General features: G+C 42.5%; 31 protein-coding genes. 24 read left to right on the forward strand and 7 right to left on the reverse strand.

Annotated features, from left to right (window positions below; all coding sequences use genetic code 11):
- Positions 1–15: 15 nt before the first annotated feature.
- Positions 16–210 carry a hypothetical protein gene (locus AMS66_RS32275; protein ID WP_144424444.1) on the forward strand — a complete coding sequence of 65 codons (195 nt, stop codon included), beginning with the start codon at positions 16–18 and terminating at the stop codon, positions 208–210.
- A 109-nt stretch (positions 211–319) separates the two neighbouring features.
- Here AMS66_RS32275 and AMS66_RS07915 read toward each other — a convergent pair whose 3' ends face one another.
- Complete coding sequence (locus AMS66_RS07915; RefSeq protein WP_053780275.1) at positions 320–724, reverse strand: VOC family protein; 405 nt, start codon at positions 722–724, stop codon at positions 320–322.
- A gap of 522 nt (positions 725–1,246) precedes the next feature.
- Positions 1,247–1,834, reverse strand: coding sequence for an NAD(P)H oxidoreductase (locus AMS66_RS07920; RefSeq protein WP_053780276.1), 588 nt, complete (start codon positions 1,832–1,834; stop codon positions 1,247–1,249).
- Positions 1,835–2,117: 283 nt separating this feature from the next.
- On the opposite strand from AMS66_RS07920, the gene AMS66_RS07925 reads away from it, so the two are divergent.
- The 3 genes from AMS66_RS07925 to AMS66_RS07940 all read left to right on the forward strand — a co-directional run bounded on the left by AMS66_RS07925 (position 2,118) and on the right by AMS66_RS07940 (position 4,667).
- Positions 2,118–2,435, forward strand: a complete 318-nt coding sequence (locus tag AMS66_RS07925) for a winged helix-turn-helix transcriptional regulator (protein ID WP_144424453.1) — start codon at positions 2,118–2,120, stop codon at positions 2,433–2,435.
- A gap of 796 nt (positions 2,436–3,231) precedes the next feature.
- Positions 3,232–4,077: a DUF4085 family protein gene (locus AMS66_RS07935; protein WP_053780279.1), complete on the forward strand. Its 846-nt coding sequence runs from the start codon at positions 3,232–3,234 to the stop codon at positions 4,075–4,077.
- 59 nt (positions 4,078–4,136) lie between these two features.
- Positions 4,137–4,667 (forward strand): hypothetical protein, encoded by a 531-nt coding sequence (locus tag AMS66_RS07940; protein WP_053780280.1) that lies wholly within the window; start codon positions 4,137–4,139, stop codon positions 4,665–4,667.
- 127 nt (positions 4,668–4,794) lie between these two features.
- On the opposite strand, the gene AMS66_RS07945 is transcribed toward AMS66_RS07940, so the two are convergent.
- A complete protein-coding gene (locus AMS66_RS07945) occupies positions 4,795–5,850 on the reverse strand; it encodes an anti sigma factor C-terminal domain-containing protein (RefSeq protein ID WP_053780281.1) in 1,056 nt (351 codons plus the stop codon).
- Positions 5,850–6,359, reverse strand: coding sequence for an RNA polymerase sigma factor (locus AMS66_RS07950; RefSeq protein ID WP_053780282.1), 510 nt, complete (start codon positions 6,357–6,359; stop codon positions 5,850–5,852). Before AMS66_RS07950 ends, AMS66_RS07945 begins: the two co-directional genes overlap by 1 nt.
- A 467-nt stretch (positions 6,360–6,826) precedes the next feature.
- Here AMS66_RS07950 and AMS66_RS07955 point away from each other — a divergent pair, with 467 nt between their 5' ends.
- From AMS66_RS07955 to AMS66_RS07980, 6 genes are all read left to right on the forward strand, one after another.
- Entirely contained in the window at positions 6,827–7,366 is a 540-nt protein-coding gene (locus tag AMS66_RS07955) for an HAD-IIIA family hydrolase (RefSeq protein ID WP_053780283.1), read from the forward strand.
- A gap of 106 nt (positions 7,367–7,472) precedes the next feature.
- Positions 7,473–7,940: an NUDIX domain-containing protein gene (locus tag AMS66_RS07960; protein WP_330219307.1), complete on the forward strand. Its 468-nt coding sequence runs from the start codon at positions 7,473–7,475 to the stop codon at positions 7,938–7,940.
- A 3-nt stretch (positions 7,941–7,943) separates the two neighbouring features.
- Positions 7,944–8,255, forward strand: a complete 312-nt coding sequence (locus tag AMS66_RS33150; protein WP_053780285.1) for a hypothetical protein — start codon at positions 7,944–7,946, stop codon at positions 8,253–8,255.
- A 35-nt stretch (positions 8,256–8,290) separates the two neighbouring features.
- Positions 8,291–9,154, forward strand: coding sequence for an imm11 family protein (locus AMS66_RS07970; protein ID WP_053780286.1), 864 nt, complete (start codon positions 8,291–8,293; stop codon positions 9,152–9,154).
- A 41-nt stretch (positions 9,155–9,195) separates the two neighbouring features.
- Entirely contained in the window at positions 9,196–9,573 is a 378-nt protein-coding gene (locus AMS66_RS07975; RefSeq protein ID WP_053780287.1) for a hypothetical protein, read from the forward strand.
- Between the two features lie 12 nt (positions 9,574–9,585).
- Positions 9,586–9,873, forward strand: a complete 288-nt coding sequence (locus tag AMS66_RS07980) for an SHOCT domain-containing protein (RefSeq protein ID WP_024628155.1) — start codon at positions 9,586–9,588, stop codon at positions 9,871–9,873.
- A gap of 234 nt (positions 9,874–10,107) precedes the next feature.
- Here the strand turns inward: AMS66_RS07980 and AMS66_RS07985 are convergent, their stop codons facing one another.
- On the reverse strand, positions 10,108–10,401 hold the full coding sequence (locus AMS66_RS07985; RefSeq protein ID WP_053780288.1) for a hypothetical protein: 294 nt from the start codon (positions 10,399–10,401) through the stop codon (positions 10,108–10,110).
- 52 nt (positions 10,402–10,453) lie between these two features.
- Between AMS66_RS07985 and AMS66_RS07990 the strand changes: the two genes are divergently transcribed.
- Together AMS66_RS07990 and AMS66_RS07995 are read left to right on the forward strand one after the other, a co-directional pair.
- Positions 10,454–10,666, forward strand: coding sequence for a hypothetical protein (locus AMS66_RS07990; protein ID WP_053780289.1), 213 nt, complete (start codon positions 10,454–10,456; stop codon positions 10,664–10,666).
- A gap of 62 nt (positions 10,667–10,728) precedes the next feature.
- The gene (locus tag AMS66_RS07995; RefSeq protein WP_053780290.1) at positions 10,729–11,145 is read left to right on the forward strand and encodes a hypothetical protein; all 417 of its coding nucleotides are present in this window, start codon (positions 10,729–10,731) and stop codon (positions 11,143–11,145) included.
- Between the two features lie 106 nt (positions 11,146–11,251).
- On the opposite strand, the gene AMS66_RS08000 is transcribed toward AMS66_RS07995, so the two are convergent.
- The gene (locus AMS66_RS08000) at positions 11,252–12,223 is read right to left on the reverse strand and encodes a cation diffusion facilitator family transporter (protein ID WP_053780291.1); all 972 of its coding nucleotides are present in this window, start codon (positions 12,221–12,223) and stop codon (positions 11,252–11,254) included.
- A 430-nt stretch (positions 12,224–12,653) separates the two neighbouring features.
- On the opposite strand from AMS66_RS08000, the gene AMS66_RS08005 reads away from it, so the two are divergent.
- The 11 genes from AMS66_RS08005 (at position 12,654) to AMS66_RS08055 (ending at position 21,901) form a co-directional block, all read left to right on the forward strand.
- Positions 12,654–13,331: a response regulator transcription factor gene (locus tag AMS66_RS08005; protein WP_053780292.1), complete on the forward strand. Its 678-nt coding sequence runs from the start codon at positions 12,654–12,656 to the stop codon at positions 13,329–13,331.
- Positions 13,328–14,704, forward strand: a complete 1,377-nt coding sequence (locus AMS66_RS08010; protein WP_053780293.1) for a sensor histidine kinase — start codon at positions 13,328–13,330, stop codon at positions 14,702–14,704. Before AMS66_RS08005 ends, AMS66_RS08010 begins: the two co-directional genes overlap by 4 nt.
- A 66-nt stretch (positions 14,705–14,770) precedes the next feature.
- Positions 14,771–15,895, forward strand: coding sequence for an ABC transporter permease (locus tag AMS66_RS08015; protein WP_053780294.1), 1,125 nt, complete (start codon positions 14,771–14,773; stop codon positions 15,893–15,895).
- Positions 15,892–16,569, forward strand: coding sequence for an ABC transporter ATP-binding protein (locus tag AMS66_RS08020; RefSeq protein ID WP_053780295.1), 678 nt, complete (start codon positions 15,892–15,894; stop codon positions 16,567–16,569). Before AMS66_RS08015 ends, AMS66_RS08020 begins: the two co-directional genes overlap by 4 nt.
- A gap of 165 nt (positions 16,570–16,734) precedes the next feature.
- Entirely contained in the window at positions 16,735–17,277 is a 543-nt protein-coding gene (locus AMS66_RS08025; RefSeq protein ID WP_053780296.1) for an NUDIX hydrolase, read from the forward strand.
- 58 nt (positions 17,278–17,335) lie between these two features.
- Positions 17,336–17,842 (forward strand): DUF4275 family protein, encoded by a 507-nt coding sequence (locus tag AMS66_RS08030; protein WP_236703273.1) that lies wholly within the window; start codon positions 17,336–17,338, stop codon positions 17,840–17,842.
- 81 nt (positions 17,843–17,923) lie between these two features.
- The gene (locus AMS66_RS08035) at positions 17,924–18,964 is read left to right on the forward strand and encodes an alpha/beta fold hydrolase (protein ID WP_053780298.1); all 1,041 of its coding nucleotides are present in this window, start codon (positions 17,924–17,926) and stop codon (positions 18,962–18,964) included.
- A gap of 112 nt (positions 18,965–19,076) precedes the next feature.
- On the forward strand, positions 19,077–19,520 hold the full coding sequence (locus AMS66_RS08040) for a GNAT family N-acetyltransferase (protein ID WP_236703274.1): 444 nt from the start codon (positions 19,077–19,079) through the stop codon (positions 19,518–19,520).
- A gap of 54 nt (positions 19,521–19,574) precedes the next feature.
- Complete coding sequence (locus AMS66_RS31670; RefSeq protein WP_082350612.1) at positions 19,575–20,552, forward strand: GNAT family N-acetyltransferase; 978 nt, start codon at positions 19,575–19,577, stop codon at positions 20,550–20,552.
- A gap of 3 nt (positions 20,553–20,555) precedes the next feature.
- Complete coding sequence (locus AMS66_RS08050; protein ID WP_053780300.1) at positions 20,556–21,563, forward strand: aminoglycoside phosphotransferase family protein; 1,008 nt, start codon at positions 20,556–20,558, stop codon at positions 21,561–21,563.
- 44 nt (positions 21,564–21,607) lie between these two features.
- The gene (locus AMS66_RS08055; RefSeq protein ID WP_053780301.1) at positions 21,608–21,901 is read left to right on the forward strand and encodes an RNA polymerase alpha subunit C-terminal domain-containing protein; all 294 of its coding nucleotides are present in this window, start codon (positions 21,608–21,610) and stop codon (positions 21,899–21,901) included.
- Between the two features lie 23 nt (positions 21,902–21,924).
- On the opposite strand, the gene AMS66_RS08060 is transcribed toward AMS66_RS08055, so the two are convergent.
- Positions 21,925–22,866: a hypothetical protein gene (locus AMS66_RS08060; protein ID WP_053780302.1), complete on the reverse strand. Its 942-nt coding sequence runs from the start codon at positions 22,864–22,866 to the stop codon at positions 21,925–21,927.
- A gap of 353 nt (positions 22,867–23,219) precedes the next feature.
- On the opposite strand from AMS66_RS08060, the gene AMS66_RS08065 reads away from it, so the two are divergent.
- Positions 23,220–23,726: a DUF2569 domain-containing protein gene (locus tag AMS66_RS08065; protein ID WP_053780303.1), complete on the forward strand. Its 507-nt coding sequence runs from the start codon at positions 23,220–23,222 to the stop codon at positions 23,724–23,726.
- The last annotated feature ends 68 nt before the right edge of the window (positions 23,727–23,794 follow it).

The raw sequence follows: 23,794 nt of genomic DNA on the forward strand, positions 1-23,794 counted from the left end.
GGGTTAGAATAGGGTTTGAAAAAGGAGTTGCTGAACTGGTGGAAGGCCAGGGAGGTGGCTTCTTTTTTTGATGAAAAAAGAACAATAAATGGGTGTCTTTACCCATCCCCTCAAAATGGTGGAATAAGAAACCTTCAAAACTCCATGCTCATATCCTACAATGCAAAACGAGCGCTTTTCTCTTATTCAAGAAAGGCGCTCGTTGATTGAAGACTTGATTTAAAGATAACTTTATTATATTAGAGGAATACGGCAATGAATATATTTTACGAATCGTTGCCACTCCCTGAATTGAGGCCTCACTCACTTTAAATGTCTGTCAACGCCTACCACTGAACCGTTTGATCGCTTCCTCGGTCACCGGCTCGAAGAGGTTAACGAGGTTGCCGTCGGGATCACGGAACAGCACAGAACGATTCCCCCACGGCATCGTGGTTGGTTCCTGTACCCAATCAGCGACAAACGGCTTCAAGCGCGCGTATTCGGCTTCGACATCGTCGACGCGGAACTCGATGATGACAGTATGATTGTTGGCTGCCACTACGGAACCAGCGCCGAATAGTTGCGCTGTCTGAGAGTGGCCGATTGCCAGGGTGCATGATGGCACAACGAGTTCGGCAAAAACGGGTGCGGGGCGCTCAGCAGTAACACCCATGACTTTCTCATAGAACTCGACGAGACGATCCACGTCGTCGGTAATGATGCGTACAGAAGCGAAATTCACAAAATATCATCCTTCCTATAATAAATAATACAATACATCATTTTGGACCAGAACCAGTGAAGCTTCCGTAAGGGGCAAAGTAGCTGTAGTAAATAGCCAAGCATCAAACAGCCCATTAGAAGGCCTAATTTGCGGGTTGACCGATGTTCGCTAGTTGTTGGTCTAATGACCATCCTTCCACGCCTAGTTGCGGCTCAATTGATGCATAGAGTGTCCCCAGCCGATGCAATTCATACTTCGCATTTATCTCTCGCTCCTTTACGTTTACTTACTCCGATTATAAAAAAACGCTACTGACAACGGTATGTCAGTAGCGTTTTAATATCTTTTTGGCTTCCTCACGAATCCAATTTCGGTACGGTCTGCGGCTACGAAGAAGAAAGGGTATAGCATGTTCTGTCATCGCCAGAGGTTAACGTGCTGGTAAACGTGATTTATTTTCGCAAAGAGGCATGAAGATATAGAATTTGAAACGGATCATCAGACTTTATATCAGGAATATCATTGAGCGCCATAATACCGTTATAATGTCGAAGTATCTTTGCCATAATTCAGTCCCAACTGATACGCCTGCTTCAACAATGTCTCGTAATGCTCAGGCTTCGCATCCAGCGTTTCATATAAAAATTCAACGCTCGACTGGGGCACGCCACAGTAATTGGCAATACCCACATTGAGCAAATTAGTGATCGACTCATCATAGTTGCGCTTTTGCATCTGTTCCTCCGTCACGCCCGCAAGAGCGATCCACAATATCTGCTGATGATGAAGTTTGTTCGAGCCGTAGGCAAACCCGTTGTTCAGGACACGATCCACATAGCCTTTCAGCATGGCTGGCAGATGCCACCACCAGAGAGGAAACACAAAAGCGACAGCATCGTGCTTCTTCAATCGCTCCATCTCCGTATCAATCTCAGGGGAGAACACCTGATGTTCTTCGGTAAAGTCAGGTTCATCCATGCCTCGGAGAATCGGGTCGAAGCCAATCTCATGCAAATCCAATATCTCATAACCGTGACCAGCCTCGGCCAGACCCTGAACGAAACGATCGGTAACCTGAAAGGTCAGGGAATCTTTTCTCGAATGCGATACAACGACTAATACGTTCATAATTGCATTTCACTACCTTTCTCAATAGCAGTCTTGTAGCATGGCTTCATGCCTGATGCTATTATAAACAGGTATGAAAACATCTGGAAGTACGCACTTTGATGTTCTATAGGAAGAATGAAGTGCCATAGGAACATGAATGTACCCTGAATTAATGCACCGAAATAGGGTTTAAATAGTGGAACGAAGAGAAGCGGATAAGGAGGGATGAACGTTGACGGAACATGGAAAAACGAGTGCTCCAAAGAAATATAAAGTAGGCGTGGAGGTGGCTTTGGAAGTAATGGGCGGGAAGTGGAAGCCTTTGATTATTTATCATTTGATGACAGGGCAGAAACGTACATCAGAGCTGCGTCGGTTGATACCGGACATCACGCAGAAAGTGCTGACAACGCAGCTCAGAGGTTTGGAAAAGGACGAGATTGTGCAGCGAAAGGTGTATTCGGAGGTTCCCCCTAAAGTGGAGTATGAGTTAACGGCTTACGGCTGGGGGTTAAAACCCGCCCTGGATCATTTATGTTATTGGGGAGAGGAGCATCTGGAGAAGGTTCACGGGGATAAATCTAAAGTTTTGGAGGAGTTTGACTCTCCAGAGCGTTGAAGAGGTGAATGGATTATATCTATGCCGCTCCCGTATTTGTAGGATATGTGGATGAAGCCAGCCTGTCCGATTAAATGATGAACATAGCGAGTGCCAGTGGATGACGTTTGACGAAGCGAAATTGCAGGAATCGATGATATTTTGCATTTTGTTGAAAAGCATTTTGCCAAGAAGACTCCTTCCAAATGGCTGAGGATTGATGGATATTTTGAATAGGAGGGATAGCTTATCACATATTCGACGACTTACCCAAGAGCTGTACTGAATTTAATATGCATGCTGGCCATTGAAGTTATTTTTTTCAGAAATGTTATATTCGACGAAAATGGTATTCTGAAGTATTTCCTGATCGTTATATTGACATTTATTCTGGGTTATATCATTTTTCTGATTCGGCGTTTGTTTTTTACCAAAACCAGCATTACGCTGGAAAGCGATCATGTAATTTCTACAAAACATCGGAAATATGATGCATCCCAGATTGAGTGTATTTATGTAAATTACAAACGGATAGGTTTTAAACTCTATGGAAAACGGTTAGTGCCAATGGATTTATGCTTTTATTTCCAAAGAAATCAGGAGAACGAAGGATTAGAGGAGTTGCATGCATGGGCAGCACGGAATCATAAAGATATGAAACACAAGTTCTTTCAAACTTTAGCTTAGAATTGTACGTTTATTGCATTGAGACCGTCTTGTCATGAGGGCATAATGCTGTTCACTTTTGCCAGTTCCCTTACATCAGCGAGCGGTGAATTTAAAGGTCTAATTCAGAATATCAACAGGAGAGATGCCCATGAAATATTTAACGAAAGATTGGTACGAAACGTGTCAGCAGACGGGTCTTCATTTTGGCTTAAGAGTACATAACGGAGCTCTTTTTCAACGGCTGTATAAAAGAAAGGAAAAAGAACATATAAAGCAGGAACGCGAAATATATGACATTGATCCCCGTTACATGTTAGAGCATGATGGTCAGGTGCTCACTCGTGTAGACAAAGCTTTTAGTGGGGAAGAGGTGGCGGAAGAGGATCAGATGGTTTACCACATGCCGCCGGAAGAACGAACGCATATCGAGAATCTCATTGCCGAGTATGATGCCTGTCCTCCTTTTGACGAGAAAAAATGCAAAGAAGAGTACAAAGAAGCGATGGAGTGGAATTTCCAATACAAGGCGGAGCATTTGCCAAAGGAACTCGTGGAGCAAATTGCGGATATCCGTGTATTTACGCTGGGGTATTGCACGAGAGAAATATTGCAGCAGCTGAAGAAACAGAGTGCAGAAAATACGAAAGAGATGGACCGCGTATCGAAAGAATACATGGAGGCAATTTTAGCACAGGATATTCCAGGTGAAATACATAGCCGGGTTCAATTTCATGATTGTACAGTGACGGAACTACTGACGGGAGACGAAGTTGTCATTCGTTTTGACACCCATGGAGGCTTCACCAATATAAATAAAGTCACGCTGGTTGCACCCGAAATTATCAAGCAAGAGGGAGAGATTGTCGGCAGTTATTGGCTGTATCAAGAGCTGTATCGAATTGATCAGGGGTATGAGTTGCACGTTCTTTTTGGAGGGGAACATATGCCTGAACTGATTGTTCGCTGTGCTGACATTCTTGTGGAGGTAGAGTGAGGGAGGGGCAAGAGATTAGGTGAAATGTTGCCTTCAACGCCTAAGGGGGACAGGATACAATGAATGAAATATCGATGCCTCAGTCTGCAGAACATATCGTAGAACCTTTGCGAATGGCGAATATGGCTACTTCCGTTTTTATAGAAATATTGGTTCTTAGTGGTTCACAGATCGCTGAAACAGACCGAGAAAAGGAGTTTGTGATTTGGCTGGCGCAGAGAGATCAGAATGTGGTTGGACGTGGGACAGTAGGATTCGACCTTGATGAGATGCCATGGTTGGAAAATGATGTTGAATTAATGAAGCAGTTTATGTTGAGTATGATTGATACGGCGATAAACAAAACTCAGTGGCACATCTTAGATTATGATCCTGGTGAGGAGTGGAGTCGCACGACACTTCTTCATTTTCTCACGATGATTCAGGCATTCAACCAGAATCATGTTAATGAACAACATTACATGGAATGGACCACACTTGACGAAGAGGATGAATACGAACCGACAATTCCTGTAGGCTACCCGAAATGCCAAAAACATGGAGCCTATCTTTCATATTTGGGTTGTGTTATTTGCAATTCCTTAGATTGAGTGGAAGACAACACGGGTCGGGGCGCATTCTACAAGTTACACGAGATGGTGTAACACTACAAAGAAAATACGAAAGAAGAGATGACACTATTAAGTAAACAGGTATCATCTCTTTTTAATATAAATTTTAATCCCAATTCCATATCTCTACTCGATTCAAATGGAAATGTTGGAATTCCGGGACCTTTGTAAGTTTCTCTAACTCTCGTACTGGACCAGTAACCACCGCGCCATATACTTGAACGCCATTCTTTTTTAAATAGGCAAGACGTTGTTTATCCAGTTCAGCACCACTGTATTCAAGATGGTTTGACATCCATTCTAGATCAGACATCATCGCTTGAACTTGTTCCTGCATCTGTCCTGTATCGTCTGGGACAAAATAATTAAACCATCTTGTACCATTTTCTTTGAATTCCGAAAGAGGTTTAAGACTCAGATGAGGAATATTATAGTCGAACATACCTGCGCGTGAATAGGAAACATCAGGCTCTGTTAATTCCCCTGAATAGATCGGCATGGCGCTCACCCCAACATCGTAATCTGAGAGAAGCTGCATCAGTTGATCGGGAGACGCTAGATTTTTCAAGGATAATGACATCTCTGCGACATGTCCGTCATCAATTTTACGAAGTTTGTTTTGGCTGCTACTATCCTCAGAATTATCATGAACAGGTTTACCATCTACTAGGGAGTAAGGGAGATAGAAGGGGCCCGGGGTGCTACCATTCATATAGGCTCCTGTATTTGTAATCGTGTAGTTGAACTTACCAGATATACTGAGTTCAGCTTGAATTTCTCCTGTGATAACCTCCCATGAGCCTACATGTCGATATATTTTAAGATTAGCTTTTTGGGTTAGAAACGGGGTTACTTCAAAGGGTTGATGAAAAGTTTTTTCTACGCGAAGTCCGTCACCATGCATTTCAACAACAGATACAATGGAACGCATGAAATTATTACGTACCTTTGACTGATCGAAATAGATATGGAGTGACGATACGTAGATATGATAGACCATAAATAATAGAAAAAGAGCTCCTCCTGCATTGAGGAAAAATTTCCATCTCGTTTTCCATACCATTCGTTTAAACTGTTTTTGTCCCCATTCAGGGCGCTGATTCTCAAAATAATCTTCCTGAAGTACACGTTGCTGATCATGCTCTGATTTGTTGGGCATCATCAATTATCTCCTTTCATTTGAAGCATTTCTACTTTGAATCGTTCTCTGGCACGAAAAAGGGTGACCTTGACCTGATTCATGTTCATATCCAGAATCTCGCAAAGTTCGTTATAAGATAACTCGTTCATTTCTCGTAGCAACAAAATGGTTCTATACTGTTCGGGAAGTTTCTTCATCACTTGTTGAATACGAAGGGTACGTTCACGAGCTGTGAGCACTTCCTCAGGAGAACGATATGTATTTTCTGCCCCTTGCTGTTCCATCTCTCGACTCATTTGAATTTCTCCACGATATTTACGATACCAATCAATAAATAAATGCCGAGCTACTTTGTATAGCCAGGCTCTGGCGTAATTTGCATGCTCAGCTTTCATGGATACCATGGCTCTGTAAAAGGTTTCTTGAACTAACTCCTCAGCTGTCTCCTGAGATCCACACATACGGTATAGATAGAGATGCAGGGAGGATTGGTACTGCTTGAATAGTTCTGCATATATATCTCTCCTCATTTCAAGTTTCATCCTCCTTCTCTTTAGACAACGGGTCAAGTCAAATAATGTTACAGTAAAATTGAAATTTTTAGGAGGTTTATTTAGAAATCGCTTACCGAAAGAAGCAGATTGCGGATATTCCTGTAGGTGGTGATTATAATGTGGCGGAACTGCCGAGGGCGATGAAATCGTCATAGAAAATATTTGTGGAACAGCCGGAGTTTAGGTAAAAGAAACTTATTTTATGCAATTCATTTACGAAAATGAAAGGTTTATAATATACATGGAAGTCAGGCACATAAATCATTAGTCAGCAAGGAGTTGTACCCCCATAAGGAACTGAAATAAGAAAAAAGAGTAACCATAAGCAAGAGAACAAAAAACATATCATTAATGAGAAAGTTTAGAAAAAAACCTTTTAAATCGGGGCCCGAAAGACATAGTGTAGCTTAATAACGTAAAACTCTCTTGGAAAGGAACAGACCATGATCAAACCAAATTTGGATGTACAAGCTGTTTTTATGGATAGAGATGGAACAATCGGTGGTACAGGTCACTTTATCCACCCCAAGGATTTTGAATTATATCCGAATGCGAAGGAAGCAATCATGCTTTTAAAAACAAGCGGAATTAAGGTCTTTGCTTTTACAAATCAATACAGAATTTCACGTGGAGAAGCAAGTGTTCAAGATTTTGAAGAACAATTTTGTGAATATGGATTTGATCAGTCCTATATATGTCCACATGAACAAGAATGCAGCTGCAGAAAGCCGAAACCTGGTATGTTGTTACATGCTTCAGAGCAACACGATCTGGATTTATCAAAATGCGTAGTTATTGGTGACGTGGGGGATACCGACATGCTTGCTGCCCATGCAGTAGGAGCGACAAAGATCATGGTGAAAACAGGTTGGGGAGAATCCTCATTAACAAAATTTAGAGACAGATGGTCAGAGACAGAACCTGATTATATCGCAGAACATATTTTAGATGCAGTGCATTGGATCATTAGAGGAAATGTTTAGAGAATGGAGACCTTACTCGACAACTTATGATTTCCTCCCGAGTGATGTAAGCCGAATGGCATCGAACTTTAATAAAAAGGCGATAGGAGGGTATTCAATCTTGAGTATGTCTGATTATTATAAAAATCTTAGGGAAAAGATCGGAAATGAGCTTATTTTTATGCCGGGTGTGGCTGGGGTTATCCGAAATGAACAAGGAGAAATCTTGTTCGGTCGTAAGCACATTGAAACCAACTGGGGCTTAATCGCTGGGGCAATCGAACTCGGTGAGACACCTGCTCAAGCGATGGTCAGAGAAGCATGGGAAGAAACTGGGCTGGTAATTGAACCGGAAAGAATTATTGGAGTTTACGGCGGCGAGGAGCAACGGTTTACATATAGTAACGGTCACCAAGTCGAATATTTAACCATTGTATTTGAATGCAGCATCAAGTCTGGACAACTAACACCCGATAATGAAGAGATGAAGGATCTGCAATTTTTCCCCGAGCAGGGGCTTCCACCTATTGCAAACAAGTATCCAGATTATATTTTTAGTTCCAACCAAGAGGAAAGAGCGCATTTTATTAAATAATCAATGAATCTATATGGGAGGAAATCAGAAGGTATTGATATTGAATGGACTACCAGCACATTTGGTTATTTATCCATGCCGGTGTTTATCGTGGGTATTGTGTTGTACTTCTTTCCCGATATTTTATATAAATGTTTTGTTCTGATGAGATATAGGGGAATAAAACCAAATGAGGGATTTGAGGATATCCTGCCAAACGGTCAGATCTCTAAGTCTATAGAAGTTATCTTAAAAGTACTAGGAAGCATCATGATGATATTAGGAATCATATGGTTTTGGTTTTCGGAAGAGTTTTATCGTTTTTGGTTTGTTTAGCAAGAGTACTTATCTTACAAGCAGGAGTGAAATGAATGAAAGCATGGTTGTTAGATTACTATCCACCGAATAATACGATTGAGTTTAGCGATTCGGAGGAATTGGATCAAGTTTACGAGGCTTTAGGCAGTGATAAGCCGATTATTCAGGAATGGTCTGCACCTAACGTAGAATTTAATGATATGGGCAAGCCAGCCGATATTTTAAACAGATACACGGGAGCGCTTGTCATCAGTAGGAAAGTGAAAGAACTATTGGAAAAGAACCAGATCGAACATATCGAGTTTTTGCCACTCTCAACGGCTACTGAAGAGGAATACTATATTTTACATGTGCTGAGTGTTATCGATTGTATAGATCCGGAAAACTCGAAAGTAAGAACTTATTATGACGACATTCCTCAGTTTGATGAGTATTCACTCGTTTTAGATCAAAAAGCATTGCAAGGACAACACATATTCAGAATAAAACTTCCAAGTGAGGACAGAGAGTTATCGTACATATATGTTTCAGATTTTTTGAGAGAAATATTAAGTCAATCCATCGTGGGTTATCAATTAGTTGAGATCTGGGATTCTGAATTTTCCTGGAAAGCCAAAGAAGAAGAGCATGAACGGATGAGCCAAGAAATTGATCGCTCCCTGCTAGAAGTGTTTGATTTTGATAAAGCCAAAAAGTTCGCTCGCAAAAATAAAGGCCATGTGGTGTACTCCGGTAAGTGGGCGATTAAGGCAGATATGGATAAGCGAATTTGGCTAGGAAACCTTCAATTGGATGGGAGCTACTCATGGATCAACCCTATCTATTATCCTCCCATATTGTTGGAACTTCAGTGGGGGCTTCCAGAAAGAAGTAAAACGATGTTTAGCCGACTGAAAGAGAGTATTGGCTTTAAATAACTAAATATTCAACTGGGAATTACCTGGAAGGAGGAGTGGGCATGAGAAGCTCCAGGTTTACACCATATTTAAGTTTTATTGGTTTTGGATTAATTATCATGACACTGGCCATAAATCTTATTTTTAAATATGGAAGGGGATTGGATGAAGGTTCCCTTATGCTTTTGTCAGTTGCCAATGCAGTGTCATTGTTTTTCACTTTAGTATGGGGATTGTTTGGGATTATTGAGTTGTATTTATTATTGAAATCGAATAAGAAACTTAAATCCCGATTGCATAATGGGAGGATCAGTAAAGAAGAGTTTATGAAATTAGCCAAAAATCATAAATTCAGTTTCGTTGTAAATATAAGTTATCTAGTTATGCTTTTAATTCAACTTGCATATGTCATTATGAATTGGGACGAGGTTAATGTTTAGGAGGAATTATAATTGAAAGCATTGTCGATCATTGGTATTGTGTTATTTACATTAACGTTTTTTATGATATTTGGACTAGGGCCAGAAGATCCTGATGGCGCAGCAATCTTTGGACTTTTCAGTATGCTGTACGCCATACCTTTCTCAATTGTAGTTTTGGTTAGAGCAAATAAATTAAAAAAACCACGTGTAAATGTTCACGAACAGCTTCTGCAATTAGGTGAGTTGAGAGAAAAAAATATCATTACTGAGTTTGAATTTGAGCAAAAGAAAGAGAAGTTGTTCTCTAAAATTAAGTAGTTCAGAGACCGAAATGGAGGCCTACCTAAGATAATAGTTATCGAGGTGTGCCTCCATTATTTATTATATTTTCGATAATTGAATGATCTAAAACAACCTTACTCGTTCGTAATATTTATTGTTTCATCGGTAATGGTTTTACCATCACACCCTAATGCCTGCACAACCATGTGGTGATGCAAAGACTTACCCGCAATATTCCACGTGATCTTCCAACCATCGTTCCCATTAGTATCATAACCAATTAGTTCTCGTTCTTCCCAAGTCGCTGTCCCTGTTGGAACAGCCCAGAAAAGAAGTGTTTTCCGAGTTGGTCGCCTCTACTGTGACATTTAACTCTGTGCTATCTGTAGGAATTACAATCCAACCTTCTTTTTCGGGATAGTTAGTCTCAACACTTGTAATTATGGGCGTAGCCTCATTTTTGGGGATAGCGTCAGTATCATGATTTTTAGCAGGATCTTCTGAAACGCAGGCCGTGAGAAGAAGGAAGAGGAGAAGAATCGAAATAAACGCTTTACTTGTCATAACGGTCGCCTCTTTTCGATTGTTTAATATAAGTAAGGAGTTGTTAATCTAAATGGATCTCTTTGGAGCATTAATAGTTTTATTTATATGTTTTTTTGTATTTCTAATTGTTGTTGCCGTTGTACGTTATGCCATAGATTCGTCAAAAACATCAAAAAGACTTGAGTATCTGATCAAAGAAGTGCATGAGTTGAAAATTGAAATCAAAAAACAAAACAAAAATAAACAAGATGAGAAAAAATATATTATTGACGAGAAAGTATAGAATGCTTTTTCAAGAAACCATACCTTGCATCATGCAAGTCGTTTTATAGAAGGAGGGTTAAGATGCGAAGTGATTTCATTGAGCTCGTGGAAGAGAGTGATGAGAGGTACAAATGTTATGTTTTGAAAAATACTGTCCAAATATTTAAGCAATCCATTAAGGATGGGGATTTGAATGATGTCCGAATCTATATATCGTCGACTATTCAGTTAGATGCAATTACTGATATAGTAGAGTCATATCTGCATTGGTTTACGGAGTGTGAAGCCGTATTTCGAAAATACTATGAGAACGAACTTCGTGAACAAGTACATAAGGATTGGTTTAATGAAATTGAAGTATATCGCGTGGACATCACATTTAATAGCAAAGAGGACTACGGAGCAACGATAGCCTGTGGAGACAATGTATTACAAGGTCACATTATGGTTATTGATTTTGATCGAGAACATATTCAGGCTATCCACTTAAATGGATAAGACATAACACCCGAAAGGAATTAAAGTTACGTGCAAAATGGAAATAGGACTATTCCGCTACCGGGAATCAGTCCTGTTTTCATTTATAGCTAACGATCTCGCAGTCTCAATGATGATGATGATGCGCATGAGCATCCGGTGCGTCACCTTTGACGGTACATAATACCGAGGTGTCGTGCAGATGTTTTTCAGACTCGACCTGCAAGGTCACATGCTTGATTTCTTTATGCTCCAACAGATGTTCAATCTTTTGAACAAGCAACTCGGATGCATACACATCCATCGTTCCGTCCACCACAATATGAGCAGTCAGTGCGTTCAGGTTGCTGGTGATGGACCAGACATGCACGTCGTGAACGCCTTTGACACCATCTACCTTCTGAATCGTTTGCACAAGGTCACTCACATCGACATTTGCTGGCGTTCCCTCCATCAAGATATGCAAGGATGATTTGGTGACGAAGAATCCACTGCGCAGGACCAGTACAGCAACAATGACACTGGCGAGTGGATCGGCCCATCCCCAACCGAAGAACATCATGAGCAAAGCGGCAGCAATGGCGCCAACCGATCCCAGCATATCACTGATGACATGGAGATAAGCTCCGCGCATATTCAAGTTTTTCTCTGTATCGCTACCGCGCATCATGATCCAGGCCACCAAAATATTGATGAGTAGTCCAATGGTACTGATGATCAGCATGCCTACTGTTGCGACTTCTGGTGGGTTGATGAAGCGACCAATTGCCTCGTAAAAGATGTAAAGAGAGATGGCGATTAAGGTGACCCCATTTAACGTGGCTGCCAAAATCTCAAAGCGTCTGTACCCGTACGTTTTGCCTGTGTTCACCGCTTTTTCACCAAAGGTGAACGCCAGCAAGGCAATCCCCAAGGCTATGGAATCAGACAACATATGACCTGCATCAGAGATGAGGGCCAAGCTGTTCGTCATGAATCCGCCAACGGCTTCAACGATCATATAAACGGTAATAATAATGAAGGAAAACAACAGTACTTTCTTGTTATTGGTACTACCATGATTGTGTCCATGGTCGTGGCTGTGATGATGTCCGGACAAACGAGATCCTCTCCTTTGGAGCCGTGCTCCGTTATGTAATGATTGCTTTTGTGACTAAAGTGATCCTCGGAAACGATTAATCATCAATAAATGAATATATGATCAGTTGTTCATATGTTATGATTTTATTATAGGTGCGCCTAATAATAGTGTCAACCAGATTTGAGAAAATATAAACATGCCCGGTGCGCTTATCGCATGTGCGCTGGCGATTTACGTTGCTTTTGTGCTACCATCTGTGCAGGATCAAAGTCGCGGAAGTTCCGCTACAATAATAAAATAAAGAATATATAAGTTAAAACTAATATTTACACGATAACGAAGAGGTTAGAAAAATCTGGGGAAAACAGCGATCAGAAGATTGTTCTGACCTTGTAGTGGCTAGTGTGAAATTATTCATTCAACTTACAGAAAAGGGGCGGACAACAATATGAAGAATCTGCTTCTGGCGGACGATGATGCCAATATTAGAGCACTTCTCCGGCATGTCATGACCAAGGAAGGATACCGGGTGCATGAAGCGCAGGATGGAGTGGAAGCGGTCAAGGTTATGCAAGCAACGCCGATCGATCTGGCGATCCTGGATGTGATGATGCCAGGCATGGATGGACTGGAGTTATGTGATTTCATTCGGCAGCATTATGACATTCCTATCATGCTGCTGACAGCACGGGATCAGCTATCCGACAAGCGGGATGGGTACTTGAGAGGTACAGATGAATATGTGACGAAGCCGTTTGAACCTGAGGAACTGATCTACCGGGTCAAGGCATTATTTCGCCGATACCATCGCACGTCCAGTGATATCATTCGCATGAATCGCATCGTGATTGACCGGAACAACGTGGAGGTCTCCGATGGGCAATCGATTCTCTTTTTGCCAATGAAGGAGTTCGAGCTGCTCTCCCAGCTGGCTCAGTTTCCAGGTCGATTGTTCTCACGTGTTGAACTGATTCGGTTGGTCTGGGGAACGGATTACGAAGGAGATGATCGCACCGTGGATGTACATATCAAGCGGCTACGTGACCGTTTTGCCGATTATGCGGACGATTTTGTCATTCAGACGGTCCGGGGGATTGGTTATAAGATTGAGGTGAAAGCGCATTGAGATCACTGTACTTTCGGGTATTTCTGATTACGATTGCGGTGATTCTGGTCAGCGCCATGCTGGGTTTTCTTTTATCGAATATTTATTATCATGCGAAGCTGAAGTCTTTCAATGACGAGAAGCTGGTGGGTATCGCGGCGCAAATGAAGCAATTCGTAGAGCAGGAACCCGCTACGGTCGAGCATTACCTGAACAATGCCGCAGCGCTCGGTTACGAAATCTATGTTACGGATGGAAAAGGGAATGACCAATTCTATGGTCGTGAATTCCGCCAGAAGGATCTGGACAAGCAGGCTGTAGACCGGGTACTAAGTGGTGAGGTTTACCACGGCGTGGCCGACTTTCCCAGCAAACCCTTCATTACCGGATTCTTTGATAATCAATTAAGCAACACCGTCGGGGTACATCTACAGATGGGCAATGAAACCTATGCCTTGTTTATACGCCCGGATGTCATTTTGCAATTCGGTGAACTGCGTATCTTTTTCGCTCTGATTGGAGCGTTTACGGTGGGCATTAGCATCCTGCTCTTCTTGATCAGTACCCGCTATCTGGTGAATCCGATTGAACGTCTGTCGGAGGCGACTAAGCGCATTGCCCAAGGGAACTATAATCTGAAATTACGTACCACGCGGCGCGACGAGATTGGACAGCTGGCCCAGCATTTCATGACCATGAGTCGTGAGTTGGAGCGGGTAGATCAGGCACGTCAGCAGTTTGTATCCAACGTATCACATGAAATTCAATCACCGCTGACCTCCATTCAGGGGTTTGCCCAATTGGTGGGGGATCGGGAACTGCCTGAACAAGAACGGGAGCACTATGCCTCCATTATTGAGGAGGAGAGTCGCCATCTCTCGTTGCTTAGTAAACAATTGCTGCTTCTGTCTTCCCTGGAACAAGGCCATGAGGATTTGACCAAAGTGAAATTCTCTCTGCGGGATCAGTTCCGCCAAGCGGTTCAGGTGCTGCAATGGCAGCTGGAAGAAAAGGAGCTGCTGCTCCGGATTTCGGTACCCGAATCCATCCGGTTGTATGGCAATGAAGTGCTGCTCATGCAAGTCTGGATGAATCTGTTGGGTAATGCCGTGAATCATCTTCCACAGGGGAGAAGCATCGAGATCCGTGCCGAGGAGATCAATGGACAATGCATAATCCATATTCGGGATACAGGGGATGGGATTGCGGCGGAGCATTTGCCTTTTCTGTTTGATCGTTTCTACCGGGTAGACCGTGCAAGAGAGCGTTCTTCCGGCCGAACCGGGCTTGGACTTGCCATTGTGCAGAAAATTATCCGCATCCATGACGGCACGATTGAGGTGTCCAGTTCGTCAGAAGGAACGGTCTTTACCGTGACGCTTCCCCAGATGTAATCTGTTATTCATTTGCCGTTCATTTTCGTCTCCTATACTTGGGTTATCAAGAGGAGGTCAGAGAACATGTACTTGGCTATTAGAGAGATGAGGTTTGCCAAAGGGCGGTATGCGTTAATTGCTACAATTATGGTGCTTGTTTCATTTCTGGTTTTATTTGTAACAGGTCTAGCACAGGGGCTGGCGTATGACAACGCGGCTTCGATCAAAAATATGGCAGCAACCCATTTTGTTCTGGAGCAGGATTCGAATCATCGTTTTACCCGCTCTCAGGTGAATGAGGAACAGCTTGAACAGACTCGCTCCGTTGTGGGGCAAGAGAATGCTGAGCCGCTGGGTGTGAAAATGACAACGGTCAGTCCAGCTGGTGAGACGAAGAAGATTGATGTAACGCTTTTCATGGTGAACCCTGAGGGCTGGCTCGCTCCAACCGTAACCGAAGGATCTCCAATTACGGATCAGAAAGACGGGCAGGTTGTGGTGGATCAAAAGCTGTCTGAATCCGGCGTGACGATTGGAACGGTACTGGTTGATCAAGCCTCGGGAACGGAGTGGACCGTGGGTGGATTTGTTGAAAATGAGTCCTTCAGTCACTCACCGGTTGTGTTCCTGAACGAGCAGGAATGGCTGGCTATTCAGGAAGGTTCCCGTACTTCGCAAGGAACAGCAGACTCCAATGCTCCTGTATACAACGCAATTGCCGTTAAGGATGCAGGCGAGAAAGTAGACAGCCTAAGTAGCGCTTTACCGAATACGGAAGTGATTACGAAGTCCGATGCTGTATCGGCCATTCCTGGGTACAAGGAAGAGCAGGGCTCACTGCTCATGATGATTGCCTTTTTATTTGTCATCTCGGCGTTTGTACTTGCGGTATTCTTCTACGTCATCACGATTCAGAAAACGAGTCAATTTGGCATTTTGAAAGCCATCGGGACGCGAAATTCGTATCTGGCTGGCAGTGTTTCATTGCAAGTATTGCTTCTGTCCGTCGGCAGTCTGGTGATCAGTGTTCTGTTGGTTCAGCTGTTTGAGTCAATCTTGCCAGCTTCAATGCCGTTTCAATTAAGCTTGTCCACACTGGCACTAACCTGCGTGTTATTCCTCATTATGTCTATGGCGGGTTCGTTATTCTCGGTGTGGAAGGTTACCAAAATTGATGCGCTTGATGCGATTGGGAGGACTGCAGCATGAGAAACCGACTGGTATTACAGGGAATTACACAGACCTTCGAAGATGGTGGGGTCAAACGGACGATATTGGATAAGCTGGATCTTAAGGTGGCCGAAGGAGAACTCGTCGCGGTCATGGGGCCTTCCGGCTCAGGCAAAAGTACATTTCTGTCCATCGCAGGTGCACTGCTTGAACCAACAGAGGGAGAGGTTCTGCTGGATGGCGCATCGATTATGGGCAAAAACAAACAGGACATTTCCGATGTGCGGCTTCAACAGCTCGGATTTATTTTTCAAAGTGCCAACCTCATTCCGTATCTGAAAGTGGAGGAACAACTAATGGTGGTCGCCAAGCTTGCCGGAACGGACAAAAACAAGGCGGAGAAGCGAATTGATGAGCTGCTGGACACGGTAGGCTTATCACATCGGCGTAAGGCGTATGCCGAGAAGTTGTCTGGCGGAGAACGCCAGCGGGTTGCCATTGCCAGAGCATTGATGAATGATCCAGCCGTCTTGCTTGCGGATGAACCAACAGCCAGTCTGGATGCGGAACGCGGACTGGATATTGTGAGCATGATTGCACGGCTCGTGAAGGAGCAGGGCAAGAGCGCAGTCATGGTTACGCATGATGAGCGGATTTTGCCGCTATGTGATCGGGTTCTCTTTTTGGAAAATGGGAAACTCGTACACCATTAGCACTTGGAGTGGCATGTGTAAACATGTTTTAGTTCAACTGATATAACATGAAGGTCATGGATTCCCGATGGGAAAAGTGGCCTTCTTTTTTCTTTTTTGATCTATAATGAGAGATAGAACTTATAATGGAAGTTTTATTTTACATAGAGAGGATCGGATAGAAAAATGAAGATTTTGGATCGGGAACAATTCCCGGCGCTCAGCACGTCGATTCATTGGGGAATTGTTAAAGCGGAGTTTAAACTGAATGACATCGTGGATGAAACGCTGGTAAGCAATGTGAGTATCATCCCGTTTGTTGGGGAGAAAGTGGTTATTTTTCAGATCGATAACGGAAAATGGGAACTTCCCGGAGGAACGTTGGAGGTAGGAGAGAAGTATATGGATGGACTGCAACGTGAAGTGATGGAGGAGCTCGGAGCCAAGTTGATCACGTATCGGGTGTTTGGAAAATTTCATTGCATGTCGAGTGCACCTGAGCCGTATAGACCGCATATTCCTCATCCTCATTTTGTAAGACTTATTGGCTATGGAGAAGTTGAACTCGTGGGCCAACCGCTGAATCCGATGGATGGGGAACAGGTGATTGCTGTAGAGGTTGTGGAGATTGGTGAAGCGATTAAGAGATTTGAAGAACAGAATAGATATGACATCGCGGAAATGTACCGATTGGCCTATTTGCTGCGAGAAGAAGCAAACGGTGAGTAACTGGAATGCTAGTTTATTCTAAATTCTTAAATCTTAAATCCTATAAACTTCGGAGGCTATGATGATTAGAGATGAAATTAATGAGTTGCTGGATGCTCTACCGGACCATGAACTGAATGTGGTGTACTCGCGAATCGAGCTTGTGCACCGCAAATATATGTATAACAAAAATTTGGAGGACAAGGGGGTCCTTGTGACTGAATTGTGCGAAGAATCCGAAGAAATTATACAGAAATGGGATAACACATTTGCCAAGAACATCAGTGAAGAGATAAAAGAGGTCATCTATTATAGCCAGTACAAGTGGCATATGTTCAGTTATGAGAAACAGGATTGCCTAACAGACAATGCAGCACGAGATGCTTTTAATGCCGAAAATAAAAACGAATTGTATGTCATGTATCAACATACACCATTCATACAGGTATTTCAGAATGCGAATAACGTCATTGCAGAAGATTTTGATTCGGAACAGGACATTTATATTTTTGACCAAGAGTTCACGTGGACGTATGTACATACCCATGAATCCATGTGCGGACCGTATTTTTATAAAGTGAAGTAACAAGGAGTGGTAAGGAGTAATAAGTGAGGAGTTTGGAGTCAGCTTTTTAAACAAACGAATATCTGCCGGGGGAGCCATCTGATGCGTAAGAGGTCGATTAAAATATTCAGACGCGCCATGCTTAGTATTCTTTTAATCGTAATACTCGCTTTGATCTTTCCCACTTGGACCCCGGGGATCAAGGGAGAGAATAGTATCAGCACGTTAGGACAGGTCGAGATCAATGGTGCAGGTCATGAGGTTATGATTCGCGGGGTAGATAGGAACAATCCTATCCTTCTTTTTGTACATGGTGGCCCTGGTTGCTCCGAGATTCCTTATGTAAGGAAGTATCAGCAGGAGCTTGAACAACATTTTACCATTGTGCATTATGATCAACGTGGAAGTGGAAAGTCATATCATTTGTTGGAGGATTATTCGGATGTGACTTCAGATGTGCTTGTAGATGATTTGCTGGCATTAACGGATTACGTCACTGCCGAACTTGGGCAAAGAAAGGTTACGCTGGTCGGTCATTCATTCGGTACATACATAGGGACAAAAGCAGCCGCCAAAGCACCTGGAAAATTCATTGCTTATATAGGTATTGGGCAAATGGCTGATACTGTGCGGAGTGAGTTGGATAGTTTGGAATATACGATCGCACAAGCGAAACAAGCCGACAGCACAGCGGATGTGGAAAGTCTGGAACGTCTTCGAGGTCCGATTGAGCGAGGCGAGCAGTACACACCAAGAAATATGGTTCGCAAATACGGCGGTGCAGCCAGACTTATTGATGACAACAGAGATTATACGCTCGGCTTCCTTCTGGGAACTGAATATAATGCGCTTGATGTGATTCGGTATTCCATGGGAGTGCAGGCTACACAAGAAAATCTCCTGAAGGAGGGGTCCACCAACCATTTGCCAGACATTGTAGATCAGCTGGACATACCGACTTATTTTGTTATGGGGAAATATGATTATATGACGTCTGTGGATGCGGCAAGGGATTATTTCGATGAGCTTGGAGCACCCGAAAAAGATTTTGTTGTATTTGAAGAATCGGCTCATTACCCACAGTTCGAGGAGAAAGAACGATTTGCAGCGTGGTTGATGGGGGTAGTAGACCGTTTGCAATAAAGTAATTAATCCAGGGGAAAGATTTTAACTTTAGAATAAGCGAGGGATCTTGATGGAGCAACTTAATACTAAACTCATAACTAGACTTGCATTACCGGAGGAAGCTTCAATTGTGTTGAACCTATGGCAAGAGTCTGCCCGGTGGCTGAACTCCAAAGAGATATATCAATGGCGTCCTGAGTATTTCAATTTGGAACAAGTCATCGAATTCATGACTGAGGGATCTGACGTATATCTTGCTGAAATGAATCATGAAATCGTAGGGACGTATACCTTAACGTGGTCAGATCCCCTGATTTGGGAAGAACTCGACAACACTATTTCCGGATACATACACCGATTTGCAGTGAATAGAGATTTTAAAGGGCAAAATATAGGCCTGCTCCTTCTAAAATCAGCAGAAGAGAACATTAGGCAAAAAGGTAAGACCTTGATCAGGCTGGATTGCATGGCAGATAACCTGAGACTTAATCAATATTATAAGGATTATGGATTCCAATACATCCGCAGAATGAAACAGGGGAACTGGAGTGCCAGTCTGTATGAAAAACAATGATGGTGACTCTATCGACTTCGTTAAGCTCGTAAGTGTATAAAAGGGGGATTATTCATGCTTTTATCCTACCATCCAATGAAATTAACTGATGCGGAAAAAATTGTTACCTGGAAGTATGAAAATGAATACGCGATGTACAGTTTCTCTGAATCCAATGAAGATGTTCAAGAATTGATGAATGGGGAGTACTTTTCAGTCCTGGATGAACTGGAGAGGGTAGTGGGATTTATCTGTTGTGGGGAATCAGCACGTGTACCGGGAGGAACCTCAATCGGACTGTATCAAGAAGAAGGATATCTGGATATAGGCCTTGGATTAGATCCAGATCTAACAGGGCAAAAGATAGGATCGGTATTCCTTAAACAAACTTTAGTATTCTTGCAAAACCAATTTAAAAGTTCTCAGTTTCGGCTGGTAGTTGCCAGATTCAACGAGCGAGCAATTAAAGTATATGAGCGGGCAGACTTTAAAAGAAATAAGGAGTTTTATAGCAAAGTGAATGACGAAGACATGTTATTTATCAGTATGAAAATGGAAATGCCCTGCTACTCTTTTGAAGAAATAACGGAGCAGGATTTGACTGAAGTCAGAGAAATATATAACTACTATGTCTCCAACACGACCATCTCATTTCATACTGAAGAATTGACTCTGGAAGAAATCAAGGCATCTGTCATAAACAAAAATCCGCGTTTTAAATCATTTGTCATTAAAGAAGAGAACGAAATTAAAGGGTATGTGCTAATTACCCAATACAAGAGCAAACAAGCCTATGACTTCTCGGGAGAAGTAACCATTTATTTGAAACCGGATATTGTAGGGAAAGGTATTGGTGGAACGGCACTGCAATTTATAGAGAATGTTGCGCGCGAGCAAGGGTTTTACACCTTGATTGCTACGGTATGCATGGAAAACACACGCAGCAAGTCCCTGTTCGAAAAGCATGGGTATGAGCAATGTGCGATGTTTAAAGGCGTGGGATATAAGTTTGATCGCAGATTGGATATTGGTAGTTTCCAAAAGGTGTTGTAACGTATGAATAATGTTCAATATAATCTAAAATTCGAAAAACTCGTCGCTGAATTAGAACTTGGTGAGTTGATCAGTAAGCCCAAGGCAATCTCGGGTGGGCTTTTACATCGCATGTATGCCATTGAAACTACACATGCCAAATATGCTGTGAAAGCACTGAATCCTCAAATTATGAGTAGACCTACAGCTATGCAGAATTATATCCAATCAGAGAAAATAGCAAACTTGGCAGCAAATTTTATCCATGCTCAACCTGCCAAAGTGATAAACGGTTCTTCAATGCAGATCTTAGATAATCAATGTTATCTTATATTTGACTGGATCGATGGTAAAAGTCTGGAGCTTCATGAAGTAACCGAAACCCATTGTGAGCATATGGGTATGATTCTTGCGGATATTCATAAGACCGATTTTTCACAGCTTCATATTCCTAAATTTCAGTTGGATTTTTCCAAAGAAACCGATTGGAATTATTATTTAGTTAAAGGGCAGAAAGAAAATTCGGATTGGACAATCTTATTAGCTGATAACATTCAAAAGCTCTATGAGTGGAGTGCTCAGGCAAAAAATGCATCAGTAATACTGGCTTCAAATACAGTTATTAGCCATAGAGATCTTGAACCTAAGAACGTGATGTGGCAGCAGGACAACCCTATCATTATTGATTGGGAATCAGCGGGTTATATTAATCCGATGCATGATCTGGTGGAAACAGCGATGTATTGGTCTGTAGATCATACTGGAAACGTGGACAAAGGAAGGTTCTTGGCTTTTATAGATGGATATCGGTCTCGAGTGGGGAATTTAAACGCCAATTGGAGAATGGTTCTCGAAAATGGTTTTGCCGGAAAGTTGGACTGGCTCGAATACAGTCTGAAACGCTCTTTGTGGATTGAATGCACAGACGATGAAGAACAACAAATGGGAACATCACAAGTTACATGGACTATAGAGGCTTTAAAACAATACGAGGATATGATCTCAGATGTTGAGAACTGGTTGGGGAGCTAAATCCGAGATAATTGTTATCCGGTAAACAGAAAGGGGTGACTAACATGGCAAATACTAAAGGAACATTAAGAACATGCGAACAAGGGCATTCCTATTACAAAAGCAGCGATTGTCCAACCTGTCCGGTCTGCGAGAAGGAACGAAAACCGAAAGAGGGATTTCTTGCATTGCTTTCTGCACCCGCCAGACGTGCGCTAGAGAATCAGGGAATTACGACGTTGCGACTACTCTCGAAATATACCGAAAAAGAGATTTCGAAGTTGCATGGAATTGGGCCTTCAGCGATGCCCAAACTTCGACAAGCGCTCGAAGAAGAGGGATTATCTTTTAATAAGTAACCCTCTTCAACTTCTAATATCCACTAATCCAAACTGGAAGCTAACTCCTCAACCGTCACCTGGTACAACAGATTCCCCTCGCAGAGGAGTAAACGATTTTGGCGAAGATCCTGTCTTGCTTGCTTGAATGGCTTATTCTGTTCATTTAGCAATGTAACCTTCTGTCCTTTGGTCAATTTTCCGGGTTGCTCCATTTTCTTGAGAACAAATGTCCCATGTTTACCATACCCGGCATCGAATAGAAAATGGTACCCGTCTGTACACAATCCGGAGGAGCCGGATATGTTGGGATTCATAAATGTAACTTTGGGCTGCCTGGTACCGCCGGAGACACAGCCAAGCTCGAAATCGGTATAAAAGTAAAACCAAACTTGGTTTTCATTCACCACATTGAGTGCGTAACAATCGGCAATATCGGCATCCTGATCTTCATATCGTTTGTTGCCGTGTTCATCCCAGGCTAACAGTCCTTGCGAGCCAATTGGTTCGCTCCATCCGTAATTACCAAATACACCCTCATCAAAGTAACTGGTCCAGATCGTTCCTTTTTCCGTCACCTGAACGCTCTGAATGCCATCCCCCAGCAAAAACTCCCGAATCGTATTTCCATTTACATCACACACTTTGGCATTCAGATCATACTGGTCATTCCCATAATGGGCACAGCGTGCTCCGACAAGCAGCAGTTGATGATGAAGTGGCTGTACGTAATGATAATTAAATGTTTGCCCCAAGATAACAACTTCCTTTATATGTTGGTCCGTCACAATCAGAACTTTGTAGTTATGGGTTTGTTTTAATTTGACTTGTACGAACATGCCGCCATGATCCTTCTCGGGAATTTGGTTCATGAGCAGTATATAGACCTGACCATCTCCACCCCACTGAGTGGAAACAACCTCAAAGCCTTCCGTATATACCGAAATATCTGCAAAGGGCAGAAGCTTTACTTTTGGATTACACATCGTTGATCATTCCTCCTCGAACATTATACGCAGATGTGCCATCTGCATGAGTTAAGTACAGTATGGTGGAAGAATACGTTGCCGAACATGGCGGAAGTATAGCGAAGGTTTTTAATTTCCGAATCATGACCTGAATTGGTGAATTTTGTATCGTTTCACTTCTCTGTGTTGTACAATAAGGAAGTTGTGTCAAACCTGATAATAATGAAAGATAGCAGCAGGGGGCTTTCGGAGGAGTACTAGACATATACATACAGAGTATCAAAAGAGGTCGAAAGAAACACGTAGCAGGTTGAGAATTATAGTAGAGTAATCATCTCAGAATGACAAAACAGAATAAGGAAGTGTTATTAGTGGAACCACATGTTGAGGAGTCGAAGGTAGACTATCGACCATTAGGTGTATCGGGACTTGGGGGATGGTTGATCCTCATTCAAATCGGACTTTTTCTTACAATCATTCTGCTCGCAATACAACTATTTCAATATAGTCTGCCAGCAGTGACAACAGAGTCATGGGAGTTGTTAACTTCAGATCAATCGGACTATTATCACCCGTTATGGGGCCCGGTCATCATTTTTGAAACAGTATATAATGCGCTATTTTTAATGTTTAGCATATACACTGTCATTGCTTTTTATAGAAAAAAATCGATATTCCCTCGTCTTATGATTATGTTTTATAGTGTCAGTCTAGTTGTGGGTATTATTGACTATGTATTGCTACTTCAGATTCCGATGGCAAGAGAGCTTGAAGATGGAAGTTCGGTAAGAGATATTGTAAAGTCGGTACTTACCTGTGCCATATGGATTCCTTACTTTATTAAATCAGAACGAGTTCATAATACGTTTGTCAGATAAAAACATAAGCCCTGACCTAAGATGCAAGATCTAAGGCCGGGGTTTGTTATAAGAAGAATTCAAATAGA

Origin of the sequence: Paenibacillus xylanivorans, from assembly GCF_001280595.1 — a bacterium.
Taxonomy (GTDB): domain Bacteria; phylum Bacillota; class Bacilli; order Paenibacillales; family Paenibacillaceae; genus Paenibacillus; species Paenibacillus xylanivorans.